Here is a 17,924-nt window from a genome sequence, read left to right as displayed (position 1 = left end):
GGGGGGCGCGCCCGGCGGGGGGGGGGGGCGCGGCGGCGCGCGCGGCCGCCCGCCCCGTGCCGGCGCGCCCGCAGCCCCCCCCCCCCCCCGGGGGCCCCCCCCCCCCCCCCACGGCGTGCGGCCGGCTATTTGATGAAGCGGATGTTCACCGGGTAGCGGTACGGGGCACCCTTGCCGTTCTCGACGGCGGCCAGGATCTGGAACACGACCGCGGCGATGAGCACGATGTACAGGATCCCGCCGAGCCCGAACGTGATCCCGGTGATGATCGCAAGCGCCACGTTCGCGATGACCACGGTGATGGTGAAGTTCAGCGACTCCTTCGCCTCCTGCTCCACGAACCGGCTGCGGTCCTTGAAGACCAGCCAGATCACCAGCGGCGGGACGAACGAGAAGATGATGGCGCCGACCTGGGCGAAGACCGTCCACATGCGCTCGTCCGACGGGGTGAGCGGCTGAGGCTGGTATGGCGCGCCCGGGCCGTAGCCGGGGCTGTACGCCGGACCCGCCGCCGGCGGACCCTGGTAGGGCGACTGCGGCTGGGGCGTCCCGTAGGCCGGGGCGTCCTGCGGCGGCTGTGGTGCGGGGCCGGGCTGCTGCGGCGCCGGGCCGGGCTGCTGAGGAACCTGCGGCTCCTGCGGGTTTTCGGACATATGACCAACCGTAGAGGCTGTGCCTTACGAGATGGTCACGAAATCGATAAGTTCTTCGACGCGTCCCAGGAGGGCCGGGTCGAGGTCCCGGAAGTCGCGCACGGAGCCCAGGATCCGCTGCCAGCCGCGGGCGACGTCCGCCTGCGTCTGCGCAGGCCAGCCCAGGGACCGCAGGATGCCCAGCTTCCACTCGGTGCCGCGGTCGATCACGGGCCAGCGCTCCAGCCCGAGCCGCTCGGCGCGCACGGCCTGCCACACGTCCACGTAGGGGTGGCCCAGCACCAGCACGGTGCCCGTGGGGACGGTGCGCAGCGCCTCGTCGGTGAGCCGCTGCTCCTTCGACCCGGGCACCAGGTGGTCCACGAGCACGCCGACCCGGCGTTCGGCGTCGGGCCCGAACTCGGCGAGGCGCTCGGCGAGATGGTCCACGCCGTCGAGCATCTCGACCACGACGCCCTCGACGCGCAGGTCGTCGCCCCAGACCTTCTCCACGAGCTCGGCGTCGTGCTTGCCCTCCACCCAGATGCGGCTGCCGCGGGCGACGCGCGCCCGGGCGCCGTGCACCGCGACGGAGCCGGAGGCCGTGCGGGTGGGCCGCGCAGGGGCGCGGTTCACGACGGGCGCGGTGAGCACCACGGGCTTGCCCTCGACCCAGAACCCCGGGCCGAGCGGGAAGGTGCGGGTGCGGCCGCGGCGGTCCTCCAGGACCACCACGTGCATGCCGCCCGACTTCTCGACGCGCACCACGGCGCCGACCCAGCCGGTCTCGACCTCCTCGACCACGAGGCCCTGCTCGGCGGGCGTGGGCTGCGACGTCGGCCGCCGCCCGCGCTGCGCGCCAGGAAACTGGGGGGACAGGACATCGGACCCATACCGTTCGTCGACCACGCCGCGAGCCTAGGTCGCCCCTCCCGTCGAGTGCTGGATATCCGTGCTCCCGGAGTGTCATCGGCGCAGATGTCCCGCACTCAACGGGGTCGGGGTGGGATCAGCGGCTGGCGCGGAGCGCCGCCTCGGTGCGCGTGGCGACGCCCAGCTTCCGGAGGATCGCCGAGACGTGCACCGACGCGGTCTTGGCCGAGATGAACAGCCGTTCGGCGATCTGCCCGTTGGTCAGGCCCTCGGCCACCAGGGCCAGCACCTGCCGCTCACGGGCGGTGAGCTCGTCCGGCCCGCTGCCCGACGTCGGCGCGTGGGCCGGCCCCGCCTGACCGGTCAGCCCCGCCCGGTCGAGGAGCCCCTGCGCACGCTGCACGATCAGCCCGGCCCCGATGTTCTCCGCCTCCGCGACGGCCGACGCCAGCGTCGACCGGGCACCCGCCCGGTCCCCGGCCTCCAGCAGCCGCGCGCCCTCGCGGTACAGCGCGTAGGGGCGCAGGTGGGCGGGTCCGCGGCCGGGGTGCTCAGCGACAGCCGTCCATGGACCGGTGCCGAGCTCCGCCTCGAACACCGCGGACCACACGGGGAACGTCGGCCAGTCGGCGCACTCGGCGAGCGCCGCGCGGTACGGGGCGTCGTCCACGTCCTGGCCGGTCGCCCTGACCTCGGCGATCGCCTGCGCCGCCACGGCGAGCGACGCGAGGTCGTAGGCCGGGCTCCGTGGGTGGTCCGGCGCGACGACCACCGACAGGCGTTCCAGCGCCGCCGCCGGCTCGCCGCGCAGCAGCTCGAGCTCCGCCTGGGTGCCCCTGGTGCGCGACCGGATCTGCTCCTCCAGGCGACCGTACCGCTCCCAGGTGGCGGCCCTGCGGCGGGCCTCGGTCTGCGCCCGCTCGACGTCGCCGCGCCACATCATGAGCCAGGTTCTGCGCTCGGTCAGGTAGGCGGTCCACACGCTGTCGTGGAACAGGGGCACTGTGCGCTCGTACCAGGCGGCCGCCTCGGCCCAGTTGCCGCGCCCGATCCAGGCCTCGACGACATTCCCCTCGATCATGATCCGCGAGCCCTCGGACGCGCCGTACCGGCGTGCCGCCACCACCCCCTCCTGGGCGATCTCGACTGCCCGGTCCCACTCGCCGACGAGGATCCGGATGTCCGACCCGTTGGTGTAGTACCGGCTCAGCCCCTGCCAGGTGTTCCCGGCCGCCTCGCGTGCGGCATCGATCTCGGCGAAGCCGCCGGCGTCGCCGCGCTGGACCCGGCTCACGCCGCGCAGGTTCAGGGCCACCGACACGACGTCGGGGCTACCGATCGCGGTCCCGGCCTCGTACGCCGCCGTCGAGGCCTCGATCGCCTCCCGGGTCCGGCCGTCGAGCATGGCGTTGCGCGCCCGCAGCATCAGGAGCTGGGCGCGTACGGCGTCGTCCCGGCCGGGTTCGACGAGCGCGAGGGCGCGTTCGATGAGCTCAGGCCCCTCGCCCGAGCCGGCGTGGCCGGCGATGAGCGCCGTGTCGGAGAGCATGCCGGCGAGGCCCGCCGGGTCGTCGGCGGGCCACTCGGCGATCGCCTCGTGCGCCACGGCCAGGGCGCGCGTGGTCCGGGTGGATCCGCGCAGCGACTCGGCGACCGTGCGGAGCAGCTCGTGGTGCGGCAGGCCGGCCACGGCCTCGGCGTCGGGCACCTGCTCCCAGAGCTCCAGTGCGCGCTCGCCCAGCGCGACCGCGGTGGACGCCGCCGCGCCGTCCGCAGCCGCCCGGTGCCCGACGACGGCCGCCGCGAGCGCCTTGTCGAGCATCCCCGCGCGCCACCAGTGGTCGGCGATGCGGGACAGCTTCGCGACCGACCGGGCGCGCCGGACGAGGGCACGCTCCAGCGCCCGCGCATAGGCGGCGTGCAGACGGCGCCGCTCCCCGGGCAGCAGCTCGGCGTACACGGCCTCCTGGACGAGAGCGTGCCGGAACGCATACCCGACGTCGGTGACCACCAGGACCTGCGCCTCGACCGCCTCGCGAGCCGTCTCCTCGGGTTCGGCGCCGACGTTCGGGACGACGCGCTGTCCGGACCCTGTCGGGGGGTCCGCCAGGACGTCGTCGAGCACGTCGTACCAGACGCGCGGCCCTGCGGCGGCGACCACGCGGCACAGAGCCTGGGCCTCGCGGCTCAGGTTCCAGTAGCGCAGCAGGAGGATGTCGCGCAGGGAGTCGGGCAGGTCGGTGCCGAGAAAACCGACCAGCTCCTCGACGTAGAAGGGGACGCCCTCGCTGCGGTCGGCCAGGTCGGCGAGCACCTCCGCGTCGAGGCCGGCGTCGAGCAGGTCCTGCGCCATCTCGTGGACCTCGGTCTCGCCCAGGCGGGCCAGGTCGAGGCGGGTGGTGAGGCGGGCCCGGTCGAGCTCGGCCATGACGGTGCGCAGGGGGTGCGCGCGTCCGACGTCGTCGCTGCGATAGGTGAGCAGCAGGAGCATGCCGCGGGGTGTGGTGCGGGCGAGGCGGAGGGCGACGGCGCGGGTGACGTCGTCGGACCAGTGCAGGTCCTCCATGACCACGACGACCGGCCGTTCGGCCGCGAGGCCGGTGAGGAGGTCGGCGAGGACCTCGGGGATGCGGTCCGCTCCGGCGTCGGACGCGGGGGCGACGAGCTGGGGCGCTATCGCGGACAGGGCACCGGCGGCGGGTCCGGCCGCGGCGACGACGGCGTCGGGGCTCGTTGCCCGGACGACTCCCTGCAGGAGGCCGGCGACGGCGGCGTAGGGGAGGGGCCCGGATCCTTCGTCGGCGCACTGACCGGTGACGACGGTGACGCCGTCGGCCCGGGAGGTGAGCTCGTCGAGCAGCCGGGTCTTGCCGATCCCGGCCTCGCCGGCGATCACCATGGTGCGGCTGCCGCCCGAGCGGACGTCGGCGAGAGCGGCCTCGAGCGCGCCGAGCTCGGGAGCTCGGCCCACCAGGCGGGCACGGGGGACCGGCATGGGCTCATCGTCCCATGCCGGTCCGTGGTCGTTCCGTTTCTTCTCGTCGGCCTGCCCGCCGCTTCCGGGGGCCTGCCCGGTGCCCGGCACGGTCGCCCTCCCCGCGGGATCAGGCGACGCGCGGCCGGACGGCGTCGGCCGCCCCGGCCCGGGCACCGCGCTCGGTGGTGCGCCGCGCGGCGGCCTGGCGGCGGGCCGCGTCCTTCTGCTCCCGGGCCACGCGGGTCCGCTCGTTGCGCTGGTCGGTCTCCTGCTCGTTGCGGTGGTACTCGGCGTAGTCCGAAAAACCGAACATGGTGGTTCCTCCCGGTGTCACCGCCGGCCCCTCGCCGGCAGTGATTCCAGGTTCGTCTGTGAGGTACGTCGCGCGGATCGGGCGGTCGCCGCATCTTTCCCGACGGGTTCGCGGTGCGGGGTGGGCGTGCCTAAGGCATCGCCCTATGCTCGGTGCTCAGCCCTCGGCGAACGGTAAGACATGCAGGTCAGCCGCGTGTTCGCCGGGGCGGGACGGCGTGGCCGGCCCGGGTGCGCGCGGCGCGCGGCGGGTCGGCGACCCGGCGGGTGGCGCGTGCCGCGTAGGATTGGCACTCGGTCGGTGAGAGTGCTGGAAGGCAGTGTCGGTGAGCGGGCCGGAACCCGGGTGCACGTCCCGGACGTTCTACCTGGGGACGGAGGTGAGCGCGGTGAGCGAGGAACGCAGACTCGATGTCCTGCGGGCCATCGTGGAGGACTATGTCCGCACACGGGAGCCCGTCGGTTCGCGCATCCTCACGGAGCGCCACCAGCTCGGCGTCTCCCCGGCCACGGTCCGCAACGACATGGCCGCCCTGGAGGAGGCCGGGCTCATCGCCCAGCCGCACACCTCGGCGGGGCGCATCCCCACCGACAAGGGCTACCGCCTCTTCGTGGACCAGCTCGCCGAGGTGCGGCCGCTGTCCGTCCCGCAGAAGCGGGCCATCGAGACCTTCTTGTCCGAGGCGGTCGACCTGGACGACGTCGTGGCCCGCGCCGGGCGGCTCATCGCCCAGCTCACCGGCCAGGTCGCCGTGGTGCAGTACCCGTCGCTGCGCCGGTCCGGGCTGCGGCACCTGGAGCTCGTGCCGACGGCCGAGGGGCGGCTCCTCGTCGTCGTCATCACGGACACCGGCCGGGTGGAGCAGCGCTTCCTCGACGTCCCGGTCGACCTGGACGACGGCACGCTCGGCGAGCTGCGCGCCCGCCTGAACGCGGCGACCGCCGGCCGCCGGCTCGCCGACCTCGGTGACGCGTTCGCCGGGGTCGCCGAGGCGATGCCGGCCGAGCACCGCCCGCTGGCGACGGCCGTGGCCGAGGTGGTCACGGCCGCGCTCGCCGAGGAGAGCGAGGAACGGATCGTGCTGACCGGCCAGGCCAACCTGGCACGTTCCGGCATGCGTTTCGAGCAGGGCCTGCGGCCCGTCCTGGAGGCGCTCGAGGAGCAGGTCGTCCTGCTCGGCCTCCTCACCGACATGACCGACGACGCCAAGGTGGCGGTGAGCATCGGGCACGAGAACCGGCTGGCGGGACTGGCGGAGACCTCCGTCGTCACGTCCGGCTACGGCTCGTCCGACGGCGACACCGTCGCGATCCTGAGCTCGATCGGCCCCACCCGAATGGACTATCCGGGCACCATCGCCGCGGTCCGCGCCGTCGCGCGCTACCTGTCGCGAGTGCTGCCCGGCTGACCCGAACTTCCACAAACCTCCCCACAAAGAGAGACCTGTGACCGACTACTACGAGATTCTCGGTGTTCCGCGCGACGCATCGCCCGAGCAGATCAAGAAGGCATACCGCAAGCTGGCCCGCGAGCTGCACCCGGACGTGGCCGGCGACGCGGGCGAGGACCGGTTCAAGGACGTCGCGCGCGCGTACGAGGTGCTGTCCAACCCCGACAAGCGCCAGCAGTACGACATGGGCGTCGACCCGACGTCGCCCGGCGGTGGCGCGGGCGGCGGGTTCGGCGCCGGGTTCGGGTTCCAGGACATCTTCGAGACCTTCTTCGGCGGCGGGCAGCCGACCGGGCCGGTCCCGCGCGCCCGGCGCGGCAACGACGCGCTCGTGCGCCTCGACCTCGACCTCGCCGAGGCCGTGTTCGGCGCCAAGCGCGAGATCCAGGTCGACACCGCGGTGGTCTGCAACACCTGCGGCGGCGACGGCGCGCGGCCGGGCACCCACGCCCGCACCTGCGACGTCTGCCAGGGCCGCGGCTCCGTGCAGCGCGTCGCCCGCTCGTTCCTCGGCCAGGTCATGACCAACCAGCCGTGCTCCGCCTGCGGCGGCTTCGGCACCGTGATCCCCGAGCCCTGCGCCGACTGCTCCGGCGAGGGCCGCGTGCGCTCGCGGCGCACCGTCGCGGTGAACGTGCCCGCCGGCGTCGACACCGGCACGCGCATCAAGCTCTCCGCGCAGGGCGAGGTGGGCCCCGGTGGCGGCCCCGCCGGCGACCTGTACGTGGAGATCCGCGAGCGCGCGCACGACACGTTCGTGCGGCGCGGCGACGAGCTGCACTGCACCCTCCAGGTGCCGATGACGGCGGCCGCCCTCGGCACGGTGCTCGAGCTCGACACGCTGGACGGCCTCCAGGAGATCGACCTGCGCCCGGGCACGCAGCCCGGCCAGGTCATGACCCTCAAGGGCCTCGGCGTGGGGCACCTGCACTCCAACGGGCGCGGCGACCTCAACGTGCACATCGAGGTCCAGGTCCCCACGAGCCTCGACGAGGAGCAGACCGCGCTGATGCAGCAGCTCGCGGCGCTGCGCGGCGAGGAGCGGCCCGAGCCGCGGCTCGCGACGGTCCAGGGCGGCGTCTTCTCGCGCCTGCGCGACAAGCTCAGCGGGCGCTGACCGCGCACCGATGAGCGCGCCAGTCTTTCTCGCCGAGGCGTCCGCCGCCGACCCGCTGTCCGGGTACGGCCCGGGTGCGCTCTACGTGCTCGACGGCGCCGAGGGCCGGCACGCCGGCGTGGTCCAGCGGCGCGGGCCGGGGGAGCGGATCGACGTGGTCGACGGCGCGGGCGGGCGCCTGCGGACCGTCGTCGAGGCCGTGCACGGCGCCGAGGTGCACCTGCGCGTCGAGCAGGCCGTCGTCGAGCCCGTGCCCGACGTCGTCGTCACGCTCGTCCAGGCCCTCGCCAAGGGCGACCGCGACGAGATGGCGATCGAGGCCGCCACGGAGACCGGGGTGGACGCGATCATCCCGTGGCAGGCCGAGCGGTCCGTGGTGGTGTGGCGCGGGGACCGCGCCGCGAAGTCGCGGGCCCGCTGGGTCAGCACCGTGCGGGCCGCGACGAAGCAGGCCCGCCGGGCGCGCATCCCCGACGTCGACGTGCCCCTGAGCACCAAGCAGCTCGCGGCCCGCACCCGCGACGTGGTCGCCGCGGGCGGCGCCGTGGTGGTGCTCCACGAGGAGGCTACGACCGGTCTGTCGGCGGTTCCGCTGCCCGACACCGGCGCCCTGCTCCTCGTCGTCGGACCCGAGGGCGGGATCTCGGAGGCCGAGGTCGCCCTGCTCACGGAGGCGGGCGCGGTCACCGCGCGCCTGGGGCCCCACGTGCTGCGCACGTCGACGGCAGGCCCGATAGCGATAGCCCTCCTGAGCGACCGCCTGGGCCGCTGGTGACCGCCGCCCCCGCCCTGCGCAACCGCTGAGTGCCGGGTATGTGAGGCTCCAGAGCCACACATACCCGGCACTCGACGAAGCGGGGTCAGTTGGTGACGTCGAACTCCACGCGGCGGTTCTTCTCCAGGTCCGCGAACGTGCGCGGGACGACCAGCGGGGTCGACTCGCCGAAGCCCTTCCACGTCAGCCGGTCGCGGTCCACGCCCTGCTCCACGAGCTCGTCGACCACCGCCTCCGCGCGACGCTCGCTGAGCCGCTGGTTGTGCGCCTCGGTGCCCACCGAGTCGGTGTGCCCCTCGACGCGGACCTCGACCTCCGGGTGCTCCGCGAGCACCTCGGCGGCCTCCTGCACCACCTTGCGGCCGTCCTTGGTCAGCCGCGCGCTGTCCGTGACGAACGTGATGTTCGGGATCTCGACGAGGTCCTCCTGCGCCTTCTCCCGCTCCTCGCGGGTCGGCTCGCGCTTCGGCTCGTCCTTCTCCTCGGCGTCCGCGGCGTCGCCCGCCGCGTCGTCCCCGGCGGTCTCGTCGTCCGACGGCGTCGCGGTCGGCTCGGGCGACGCGGTCGCCTCGGGCGAAGCCTCCGTCGCGGTGTCCTCCTCCGTCGCCGTCTCGGCGGCGGCGGCCTCGGAGGAGACCAGCCCGTCCGGGCCGTAGGCCGCGGAGGCCCGGACGCCCTCGACCTCGCCGACGACGTCGGCGGCCGCCAGCGCCTCGGCGTCGGTCGGCGCGGTCACGTCGGCGTCGCGCCCCGCGAACGCGACGTCCACCCCGTCGAGCCCCGCCGCGGAGAGGGCCCCCTGCGCGCTCTCCGTCAGCGTGGACTCGATGTGCTCCCGGAAGCCCGTGTTCTGGACGCCCGACAGGGCGCCCATCCCGAGGACCACGATGATCACCGGGGGCAGGACGACCTTCAGGTTCATGCCTTCACCTCGGACTGCGTGGGCTCGGCGTCACCGTCGGCGCCGGCAGCCTTGGCCTCGTCCTCGGCGATCGCCTCGGCCTTGGCCTCGGCGCCCTCGATCTCGTCGACGTCGGTGTAGTCGACGTTCTCCTTGAACCTGGCCCGGCGGTCCTGGCCGCCGATCAGGTAGTCCTGGAACTCCTGCAGGCCGTCCTCGTCGCCGTCGGCCAGGTACTGCGCCTGCTCGGCCCAGCTCACGGCCGCCGGGGCGAACTTGATGCCGCCCGTGGCGAGCGCCTCGCGCAGCTCGTCCTCGGTCGCGCCGGCGATCTTCGCGTACGTGGCGTAGCCCGCGGCCTTCAGGGTGGTCTCGATCTTGGGTCCGATGCCCTCGATGCGCTGCAGGTCCTGCGGCTCGGGCCCGGGCTCGACGGCGGCGACCGCGGGCTCCGGGGTCGCGGCGGCCTCCGCCTCGTCCTCGGCGATCGCCTCGGCCTTGGCCTCGGCGCCCTCGATCTGGTCGACGTCGGCGTAGTCGACATTCTCCTTGAACTTCGAGGCGCGGTCCTGGCCGCCGATCAGGTAGTCCTGGTATTCGCGCAGGCCGTCCTCGTCGCCGTCCACCAGGTACTGGGCCTGGTCCGCCCAGCTCGTGGCGGCCGGGGCGAAGGTGATGCCGCTCGCGGTGAGGGCCTCGCGCAGCTCGTCCTCGCTCGCGCCCGCGACCTTGGCGTACGTGGCGTAGCCCGCTGCCTTCAGGGCGGTCTCGATCTTGGGCCCGATGCCCTCGATGCGCTGGAGATCCTGCGGCTCGGGCTCGGGCTCGGGCTCGGGCTCGGGCTCGGGCTCCGGCGTGGCCTCCGCCGCCGCGGCGGCGGCCTCGTCCGCGGCGAGGGCGGCGGCCTTGGCCTCGGTGCCCTCGACCTCGTCGACGTCCGTGTAGTCCACGTTCTCGTTGAACTTCGCGCGCCGCTCCTGGCCGCCCACGAGGTAGTCCTGGTACTCCTCCAGGCCGGCGGCGTCGTTGTCCACGAGGTACTGCGCCTGGTCGGCCCAGCTGCTGGCCGCCGGCGCGAACTTGATGCCCTGGCCGGCGACGGCCTGGCGCAGCTCGTCCTCGGTCGCGGCCGCGATCTTCGCGTACGTGGGGTAGCCGGCGGCCGCCAGCGCGGCGGCGATCTTCGGCCCGACGCCCTCGATGCGCTGCAGGTCGTCCGGGGTCTCGGCCTCGGCCGCGGTGTCGACAGCGGTCTCGGTCGTGGTGTCGGCCTCGGCGAGCGCGGCCGCCCTGGCGGCGGTGTCCGCCTCGGCCGCCGCGCGGGCCACGGCCTCGGCCTCGGCGACGACGTCGGACCCGGCGGCCTCGACGTCCTGCCCGGCGTCGGCAGGCGTGCCCTCGCCCTGCTCGTCGCTCTTCTGGTCCCGCGTGGCACCGTCCTGCGCCGCATCGTCCTGCGCCGCATCGTCCTGCTCCGCACCGTCCTGCTCGGCGGCGGCCCCGGCGTCGTCGGCCACGGGCAGCACGGTGTCCGTGGCGGCGGTGGTCGCGGCGTCCTGCTTCGCGTCACCGGCGGCGGCCTCGGTCGCGGCGGCACCGGCGACGGCGAGCGCGGGGACGGCCTCGGCGGCGTCCGGCTCGGCCTTCGTCGCGGCAGCGGCCTGCGCGGTCGCCTCCGCCTTCTCGGCGGTGTGCTTGCCCTTGGCGCGGTGGCCCCAGACGAGCCAGCCGATCCAGATGCCGATCGCGAGGCCGATCAGGGCCGCGATGATGATGAATGCGAGCGATTGGGCGATGAACCAACCCACGCGAACCTCCAGGTGACTGCTGTGTGTGGTGTGAGGGCGAGCGACGGGACCCGCGAGGTTGGACGACGACAAAATGGTGTCTCAGTACGCCAATCTCCATCGAACGCCGCAAACTCTCCCACATCCCTTTCACCCAGGCATTTCGAACTATGTAACGGTATGGAAAAACATGGCGAAGTCCTGCCTGGGGTCAACGGGCCGCCCTGCGGGCGCGGCGTGCGCACGACCGCCGGTAGCCTGCCGACATGACGAGTACCGACAGCCCGGACTGCCTCTTCTGCAAGATCGTCGCGGGGGAGATCCCCGCGGACGTCGTCGATTCGTCGGACACCGCCATCGCCTTCCGGGACATCGCGCCGAAGGCGCCGGTGCACGTCCTCGTGGTCCCCAGGGAGCACTACCCGGACGTGGCCGCGTTCGCGGCGTCGGACCCCGAGGGTCTGGCGGGCGTGATCGCGCTGGCGGACGGCGTGGCGAGCGAGCTCGGCGACGGCCAGTACCGCCTGATCTTCAACACCGGGCCCAAGGCGGGCCAGACCGTCTTCCACGTGCACGCCCACCTGCTCGCCGGCGGCGAGCTGCCCGGCTTCGCCTGAACTTCGCCTCGACCAGGAGCGGGAAAGACCGTGGCGTGACCCTGACGGGTCGATAGGATGAGCAGTGTCGTCATCCCTACCGCGTGAAGGAGCGGATCGGTCCCGCGGGACCGGCTCATGACAACTACGCCCAGCACACAGTCCCAGACCCGGATCGAGCACAAGATCGTCGTCCCGGCCCACATCCCGACGGTCGCGCTCCTCGGGAGCCGGGACTCGGTGCTGCGGGCCGTCGAGGAGGGCTTCCCCGGCGTCGACGTCCATGCCCGTGGCAACGAGATAGCGGTGAACGGACCGGCGGGCGACGTGGCCCTGGTCACCCAGCTGCTCGACGAGCTGATCGAGGTCGTCGAGGCGGGCACGCAGCTCACGCCCGAGGTCGTCAAGCGTTCGGTGGCGATGCTGAGCGACGCGTCGGCGTCGCGCCCCGCCGAGGTGCTCACGTTCAACATCCTGTCCAACCGGGGCCGCACCATCCGGCCCAAGACGGTGGGGCAGAAGGCGTACGTGGACGCGATCGACACCAACACCATCACCTTCGGCATCGGCCCGGCCGGTACCGGCAAGACCTACCTCGCCATGGCCAAGGCCGTCCAGGCGCTGCAGGCCAAGCAGGTCAACCGGATCATCCTCACGCGACCCGCCGTCGAGGCGGGGGAGCGCCTCGGGTTCCTGCCCGGCACGCTGTCCGAGAAGATCGACCCGTACCTGCGCCCGCTGTACGACGCGCTGCACGACATGGTCGACCCCGAGCAGGTGCCCAAGCTCATCGAGGCGGGCACCATCGAGGTGGCGCCGCTGGCCTACATGCGCGGCCGCTCGCTCAACGACTCGTTCATCGTGCTCGACGAGGCGCAGAACACCTCGACCGAGCAGATGAAGATGTTCCTGACCCGCCTGGGCTTCGGCTCCAAGATGGTGATCACCGGCGACGCCACGCAGGTCGACCTGCCGGGCGGCACCACCTCCGGGCTCCGCGTCGTGGAGGACATCCTGCTGGGCGTCGACGACGTCGAGTTCTGCCGCCTGACGTCGTCCGACGTCGTGCGGCACCGCCTGGTCAGCGACATCATCGACGCGTACGCGCGGTGGGACGTGCTCACGGACGACCGCCGTCCGGGCCGCCAGCCGCAGGACCACCGTCCGGGGAGCAAGAGGCAGCGCAGGTGAGCATCGAGGTCAACAACGAGTCGGGGTTCGAGGTCGACGAGGCGGAGTTCGCCGCGCTCGGCCGCTTCGTCATCGACGCCATGCGGGTACACCCCCAGTCGGAGCTGTCGATCATCTTCGTCGACACCACCGTCATGTCCGACCTGCACGTGCAGTGGATGGACGAGCCCGGCCCCACGGACGTGCTCTCCTTCCCGATGGACGAGCTGCGCCCGGGTCGCGACGGGGACATCACCCCGGCCGGCACGCTCGGCGACATCGTGCTGTGCCCGGAGGTCGCGGTCACCCAGGCCAAGGCCGCCGGCCACTCCACGACCGAGGAGCTGCTGCTCCTGACCACGCACGGGATCTTGCACCTGCTGGGCTACGACCACGCGGAGCCGGAGGAGGAGAAGGAGATGTTCGGCCTGCAGCGCAAGCTTCTCCTCACCTTCCTCGCGACCCGGTGACCGGCGTGATCGTCCTGCTCCTGACCCTCGTCATGCTGGTCGGCCTCTCGCTGGCGGGCATGCTCTCGGCAGGCGAGGCCGCGCTCCTGCGCGTCACCCGCGCGTCCCTCACCGAGGCGCTCGCGGAGGCCGAGCTGGGGCAGTCGCCCGACCCGCTGCGCGCCGGCCGGATCCGGCGGGCCCAGGCCCTCGTCGTGGACCCGCCGGCGACGGTCGCCTCGTTCGCGCTCGTGCGGGTCATGTCCGAGGTGGTCGCCATCGCCGCCGGGACGCTGCTGGTGCAGCAGGCGATCCCCGGCGAGGGCGTGCCCAACGAGCTCCCGGTCATGCTCATCGCGCTCGTGGTGGGCGTGGTGGTCGGCGTCATCTTCGTGCGGGTCTCGCCGCGAGCGCTCGGCTTCCGCCAGCCGGTCGCGGTGCTGCTCGCGCTGGTGGGCCCCCTGACCGGCGTCTCCCGCGCGGTCGCGTGGCTGACCCGCATCTCGGTGCCGCACTACGACCCGTCGCCGCCCACCGAGGCGGAGCTGCGCGACATCGCCGACCGGGTGGGGGAGTCCAGCGCCTTCGAGGAGTCCGACCGGGAGCTGCTCCGCTCCGTGATCGAGCTGGGCGGCACCATCACGCGCGAGGTCATGGTGCCCCGCACCGACATGGTGACCGTCACGGCCGACACCTCGCTCGACAAGGTGCTGCGGCTGTTCCTGCGGTCCGGCTTCTCGCGGGTGCCCGTCGTCGGCGAGTCGGTGGACGACGTCGTCGGCGTCGCCTACCTGAAGGACGTCGTCGCCGCGGTGCACTGGCCCGTGGGCGACGGCGGTGCCGCGCCCGAGCCGTCCCGGCGTCCGGCCGCCGACGTCGCGCGCGACGCCGTCTTCGTGCCCGAGTCCAAGCCGATCGACGACCTGCTGCGCGAGATGCAGGCCTCGGCCAGCCACATGGCGCTGGTGGTCGACGAGTACGGCGGCGTCGCGGGCCTGGTGACCATCGAGGACCTCCTGGAGGAGGTGGTCGGCGAGCTCACCGACGAGCACGACACGGTGCCCGTCCAGGAGGTCGAGGACCTGGGCGGCGGCGTGCTCCGCGTGCCCGCGCGGCTCCCGGTGGACGAGCTCGGCGACCTGTTCGACCTGCGTCTGGACGACGACGACGTGGACACCGCCGGCGGGCTGCTCGCCAAGGCCCTGGGCAAGGTGCCGCTCGCCGGCGCCTCCGTCGAGGTCGGCGGCGTGCACCTGGAGGCGGAGCGGGTCGAGGGCCGCCGCAAGCAGATCTCGACGATCCTCGTGCACCGCACGGAACCGGTGGGCGAGCCGGACGACAGCAACGGTGGTCTCGACCAGCACGACCACCGTGATCAGAAGCGTGACCAGAAGGAAGTGACCTCTTGAGCGAGCAGCCCGTAGGGCAACAGACCGCCGCACACCGGAGCGGGTTCGCCTGCCTGGTGGGGCGCCCCAACGCCGGCAAGTCGACCCTGACGAACGCGCTGGTGGGGCAGAAGGTCGCGATCATGTCGGCACGGCCGCAGACCACCCGGCACACGATCCGCGGGATCGTGCACCGCCCGCACGCCCAGCTCGTGCTGGTGGACACCCCCGGCCTGCACCGGCCCCGCACCCTGCTGGGCGAGCGGCTCAACGACCTGGTCCGCGACACGCTGTCCGAGGTGGACGTCATCGCGTTCTGCCTGCCCGCGGACCAGAAGGTGGGGCCGGGCGACCGCTACATCGCGGCGCAGCTCGCCGAGCTGATGACGGGCCGCCGGGCCGTGCCCGTCGTCGCCGTCGTCACCAAGGCCGACCTGGTGCCGCGCGCCGACCTCATGGAGCACCTCATCGCCGTCGACCAGCTCGCGAGGTCCGTGGACCGCGAGTGGGCTGACATCGTGCCCGTCTCCGCCAAGGACGGCTACCAGGTGGAGGAGCTCGAGGCGGTCCTCGTCTCCCACCTGCCCGAGGGCCCCGAGCTGTACCCGGACGGCGAGCTGACCGACGAGCCCGAGGCCGTCATGGTGGCCGAGCTGGTGCGGGAGGCCGCCCTGGAGGGCGTGCGCGACGAGCTGCCGCACTCCCTCGCGGTGGTCGTCGAGGAGATCGTCGAGCGCGAGGGCTCGGGCGACCCGGCCAAGGGCCGCCCGGCGCTCCTGGACGTGCGCGTCAACCTGTTCGTGGAGCGCGACTCGCAGAAGGCGATCGTCATCGGGCGTGGCGGGTCCCGGCTGCGGTCGGTCGGCACCGAGGCCCGGCAGGGCATCGAGAAGCTGCTGGGCCAGCGCGTGTACCTGGACCTGCACGTCAAGGTCGCCAAGGACTGGCAGCGCGACCCGAAGCAGCTGCGCCGCCTGGGCTTCTGACGGCGGCGGCTGTTGCCCGGCTCCCTGGCCGTACACCTGGTCGGCCGCGACGACCAGGTCGCCGCGGTCGCCGACGGCATCGAGGAGGGGCCTGGCTCGCCCGGGCGGCTCACGATGTTCACCGGTGCCCGCGGCGTCGGCAAGACGACCCTGCTGAACGCGGTGGACGACGTGGCGCTGGAGCACGGGTGGTTGTTCGTCGACGAGACGGCGACCGGTGGTCTCATGGCAGGCTCGACGAGCACCTGAGCCACATGCTGGAGGAGCGTCGGCCGCGTCCGAAGCGGAGGGTGACGGGGGTCGACCTGCCGGCATCCCTGGGCGGCGTCTCGACCGCGCTCACGCCCGAGCTGTCCGCGGGACTGAGGCGCAAGCTGAACACCCTGCTCGACGACCTCGAGAACCACGACTCCGGTCTGCTGCTCACGATCGACGAGGTGCACGTCTCGCTCCCGGACATGAGGGAGATCGCGGCTCTGGCCCAGCACATGGTCCGGGAGCAGCGCCAGTTCGCGCTGGTCATGGCCGGGCTCCCGTCCGCCGTGTCCGGTCTGCTCTCCGACGACGTCCTCACCTTCCTGCGGAGAGCGGACAAGCACGTCCTGGGCGACGTGAACGTCGACGAGGTCCACGACGCCCTGGTCGAGACGTTCGAGGAGAACGGGCGGGCGTTGGTCCCGGAGGCGAGCGAGATGGCCGCGCAGGCGACGTTCGGCTATCCCTTCCTGATCCAGCTCGTGGGCTATCACGTGTGGCGGGCCACCGACGGGGACGTCGCCGACGTCGCCGCCGCCGAGGCGGGGATCGGCGCGGCGCGCCGTCGTCTGGGCAGCCTGGTCCACGAGACGGCGCTCGCCGACCTCTCCGACCTGGACAGGACGTTCCTCGTCGCCATGTCCGTCGACGACGGCCCCTCGCAGATGGCCGACGTACGACGGCGCATGGGTGACGTCAGCCCGCAGCACGCCAACACCTACCGTCGGCGCCTGATGGTGGCCGGCATGATCCAGCAGGTGTCGCACGGCAAGGTCGCGTTCGCGCTGCCGTACCTGCGCGACTTCCTGCGCGAGCACGGTGCCGCCTACGGACTGGGCACCGACGAGCTCTGATCGGTACCAATATCGCAGCCAGGATTACGGGCAATACGGACACTGTGCTGTGATTACGGGATGGAGAGAGTGGTCGCTCGAACGCCCCCCGTCGAGCTCACGAGCCTGACCGGGCTCACCCCCTTGTCGGCAACCACCGGAGGCGCGGACTCGCAGGAGATCTACGACGTCCTGCGCGCCAGATGGGGCGTGGTGGCCCCCGTGGACATGGAGCCGGGCGTGCCGGCGTGGCTGGTGATGGGGCACGCGGAGATCTGCGAGATCACCCGGAACGAGTCGCAGTTCTCCCGGGACCCGCGCAACTGGCGCTGGCACTACGACGGGCTGCTGTCGGAGCGCTCGGCGCTGCTCGGCATCTCGCCCCGGGAGCCGCGCAACTCCTCGTACCACCACGACGGCGAGCACCGCCGTCGCCTGCGCCAGCCCCTGGACGACGGGCTGGAGGCGCTGCCGGAGAAGCTGGTGGTGGCGCAGGTCGAGGAGGTCAGCATGCGGCTGGTCGAGGAGCTCGGCGGCAGCGGCGAGGCCGACCTGGTCCAGGACTGGGCCAAGAAGGTGGGCTTCCTCGCCGTGACGGCGCTGTTCGGTTTCGACCACGACACGGCCAACCAGATGATGGTCGACTCGGCGCACATCATGGACCACACGGGGGAGGCGGCGCAGGCGCGCGACCGGATGGGCCGCAACCTCATGGCGCACGTCCAGGCCCGGAAGGCGACGGCGGGGTCGGACCTGACGTCGTCGTTCGTGCGGCACCCGAGCTTCCACGACGACCGCGAGATCGCGGACTCGATGTCGGTGCCGCTGATCGCCGCCAGCGAGTTCCTCACGGCGTGGATCGCGCTGACCCTGCGGCTGCTGCTCACGGACCAGCGGTTCGCGGCGCGCTGGACCGGCGGCCGGATCGCCCTGGACGACGCGCTGGACGAGGTGCTCTGGCGCGAGGCGCCCGCCGCGAACCCGCCGCTGCCCCGCTACTCGATGGGCGACCTGGAGCTGGACGGCAAGCTGATCCGCAAGGGCGACGCCCTGATCATGGCGGTCGCCGCCGCCAACCAGGATCCGCTGGTGCACACCGGGAACATGTGGGACGAGGTGGGCAACCGGGCACACCTCGCCTGGGGCGTGGGGCCGCACCGGTGCCCGGCGTCGCGGCAGGCGCGGATCATCGCGCGGGTCGCGATCAACCGACTGCTGACCGAGCTCGACCTGGAGCTCGCGGTCGAGGACCACGACCTCGCCTGGGTCCCGTCGCCCTGGGTGCGGCACCCGCAGGCGCTGCCGGTCCGGTACGCGCGGGCGCGGTCGTCGGGCACCGAGATCTACGTGGTGCGCTGAGACATGAAGCCTGAGAGGTGACGCCTGGGGTGTGACGTAGTCGACGCGCCCTTCCGCGCCGCG

At 73.1% G+C, this 17,924-nt stretch carries 17 protein-coding genes; 11 read left to right on the top strand and 6 right to left on the bottom strand.

The features are described 5' to 3' along the window. Positions 1–125: 125 nt before the first annotated feature. From ACIPN7_RS29665 to ACIPN7_RS29650, 4 genes are all read right to left on the bottom strand, one after another. Positions 126–653 (bottom strand): DUF4870 domain-containing protein, encoded by a 528-nt coding sequence (locus ACIPN7_RS29665; RefSeq protein WP_400550793.1) that lies wholly within the window; start codon positions 651–653, stop codon positions 126–128. A gap of 24 nt (positions 654–677) precedes the next feature. Continuing rightward, the gene (locus ACIPN7_RS29660) at positions 678–1,541 is read right to left on the bottom strand and encodes a DUF3097 domain-containing protein (protein ID WP_400550791.1); all 864 of its coding nucleotides are present in this window, start codon (positions 1,539–1,541) and stop codon (positions 678–680) included. A 100-nt stretch (positions 1,542–1,641) separates the two neighbouring features. Further along, positions 1,642–4,500 (bottom strand): AAA family ATPase, encoded by a 2,859-nt coding sequence (locus ACIPN7_RS29655; RefSeq protein WP_400550789.1) that lies wholly within the window; start codon positions 4,498–4,500, stop codon positions 1,642–1,644. A gap of 109 nt (positions 4,501–4,609) precedes the next feature. Continuing rightward, positions 4,610–4,795, bottom strand: a complete 186-nt coding sequence (locus ACIPN7_RS29650) for a hypothetical protein (protein ID WP_400550787.1) — start codon at positions 4,793–4,795, stop codon at positions 4,610–4,612. A gap of 388 nt (positions 4,796–5,183) precedes the next feature. On the opposite strand from ACIPN7_RS29650, the gene hrcA reads away from it, so the two are divergent. From hrcA to ACIPN7_RS29635, 3 genes are read left to right on the top strand one after another with little or no spacing between them, the layout of a single operon-like run. Beyond that, positions 5,184–6,203 (top strand): heat-inducible transcriptional repressor HrcA, encoded by a 1,020-nt coding sequence (hrcA, locus tag ACIPN7_RS29645; protein ID WP_400550785.1) that lies wholly within the window; start codon positions 5,184–5,186, stop codon positions 6,201–6,203. A gap of 37 nt (positions 6,204–6,240) precedes the next feature. Continuing rightward, complete coding sequence (dnaJ, locus tag ACIPN7_RS29640) at positions 6,241–7,362, top strand: molecular chaperone DnaJ (protein WP_400550783.1); 1,122 nt, start codon at positions 6,241–6,243, stop codon at positions 7,360–7,362. Between the two features lie 10 nt (positions 7,363–7,372). Next, positions 7,373–8,137, top strand: coding sequence for a 16S rRNA (uracil(1498)-N(3))-methyltransferase (locus ACIPN7_RS29635; RefSeq protein WP_400550781.1), 765 nt, complete (start codon positions 7,373–7,375; stop codon positions 8,135–8,137). Between the two features lie 85 nt (positions 8,138–8,222). On the opposite strand, the gene ACIPN7_RS29630 is transcribed toward ACIPN7_RS29635, so the two are convergent. Further along, positions 8,223–9,059, bottom strand: coding sequence for an OmpA family protein (locus ACIPN7_RS29630; RefSeq protein ID WP_400550779.1), 837 nt, complete (start codon positions 9,057–9,059; stop codon positions 8,223–8,225). Further along, positions 9,056–10,846 (bottom strand): helix-hairpin-helix domain-containing protein, encoded by a 1,791-nt coding sequence (locus ACIPN7_RS29625; protein WP_400550777.1) that lies wholly within the window; start codon positions 10,844–10,846, stop codon positions 9,056–9,058. The genes ACIPN7_RS29630 and ACIPN7_RS29625 overlap by 4 nt, the downstream gene beginning before the upstream one ends. Positions 10,847–11,091: 245 nt before the next feature. Here ACIPN7_RS29625 and ACIPN7_RS29620 point away from each other — a divergent pair, with 245 nt between their 5' ends. The 8 genes from ACIPN7_RS29620 (at position 11,092) to ACIPN7_RS29585 (ending at position 17,861) form a co-directional block, all read left to right on the top strand. Continuing rightward, positions 11,092–11,442, top strand: coding sequence for a histidine triad nucleotide-binding protein (locus ACIPN7_RS29620; protein WP_400550775.1), 351 nt, complete (start codon positions 11,092–11,094; stop codon positions 11,440–11,442). 117 nt (positions 11,443–11,559) lie between these two features. Further along, positions 11,560–12,612, top strand: coding sequence for a PhoH family protein (locus ACIPN7_RS29615; protein WP_357487385.1), 1,053 nt, complete (start codon positions 11,560–11,562; stop codon positions 12,610–12,612). After that, entirely contained in the window at positions 12,609–13,061 is a 453-nt protein-coding gene (ybeY, locus tag ACIPN7_RS29610; RefSeq protein WP_397398910.1) for an rRNA maturation RNase YbeY, read from the top strand. Before ACIPN7_RS29615 ends, ybeY begins: the two co-directional genes overlap by 4 nt. Further along, the gene (locus ACIPN7_RS29605) at positions 13,058–14,449 is read left to right on the top strand and encodes a hemolysin family protein (RefSeq protein WP_400550772.1); all 1,392 of its coding nucleotides are present in this window, start codon (positions 13,058–13,060) and stop codon (positions 14,447–14,449) included. Before ybeY ends, ACIPN7_RS29605 begins: the two co-directional genes overlap by 4 nt. Continuing rightward, positions 14,446–15,414, top strand: coding sequence for a GTPase Era (gene era / locus ACIPN7_RS29600; RefSeq protein ID WP_400550770.1), 969 nt, complete (start codon positions 14,446–14,448; stop codon positions 15,412–15,414). The genes ACIPN7_RS29605 and era overlap by 4 nt, the downstream gene beginning before the upstream one ends. Positions 15,415–15,426: 12 nt before the next feature. Beyond that, complete coding sequence (locus tag ACIPN7_RS29595) at positions 15,427–15,663, top strand: ATP-binding protein (RefSeq protein WP_400550768.1); 237 nt, start codon at positions 15,427–15,429, stop codon at positions 15,661–15,663. Between the two features lie 41 nt (positions 15,664–15,704). Beyond that, positions 15,705–16,523: an ATP-binding protein gene (locus ACIPN7_RS29590; protein WP_400550766.1), complete on the top strand. Its 819-nt coding sequence runs from the start codon at positions 15,705–15,707 to the stop codon at positions 16,521–16,523. Positions 16,524–16,583: 60 nt separating this feature from the next. Further along, positions 16,584–17,861 (top strand): cytochrome P450, encoded by a 1,278-nt coding sequence (locus tag ACIPN7_RS29585; RefSeq protein ID WP_400550764.1) that lies wholly within the window; start codon positions 16,584–16,586, stop codon positions 17,859–17,861. Positions 17,862–17,924: the final 63 nt, after the last annotated feature.

This window comes from Promicromonospora sp. NPDC090134, assembly GCF_044746965.1.
Taxonomy (GTDB): Bacteria; Actinomycetota; Actinomycetes; order Actinomycetales; family Cellulomonadaceae; genus Promicromonospora.
This window is presented reverse-complemented; position numbering and strand designations above follow the sequence as displayed.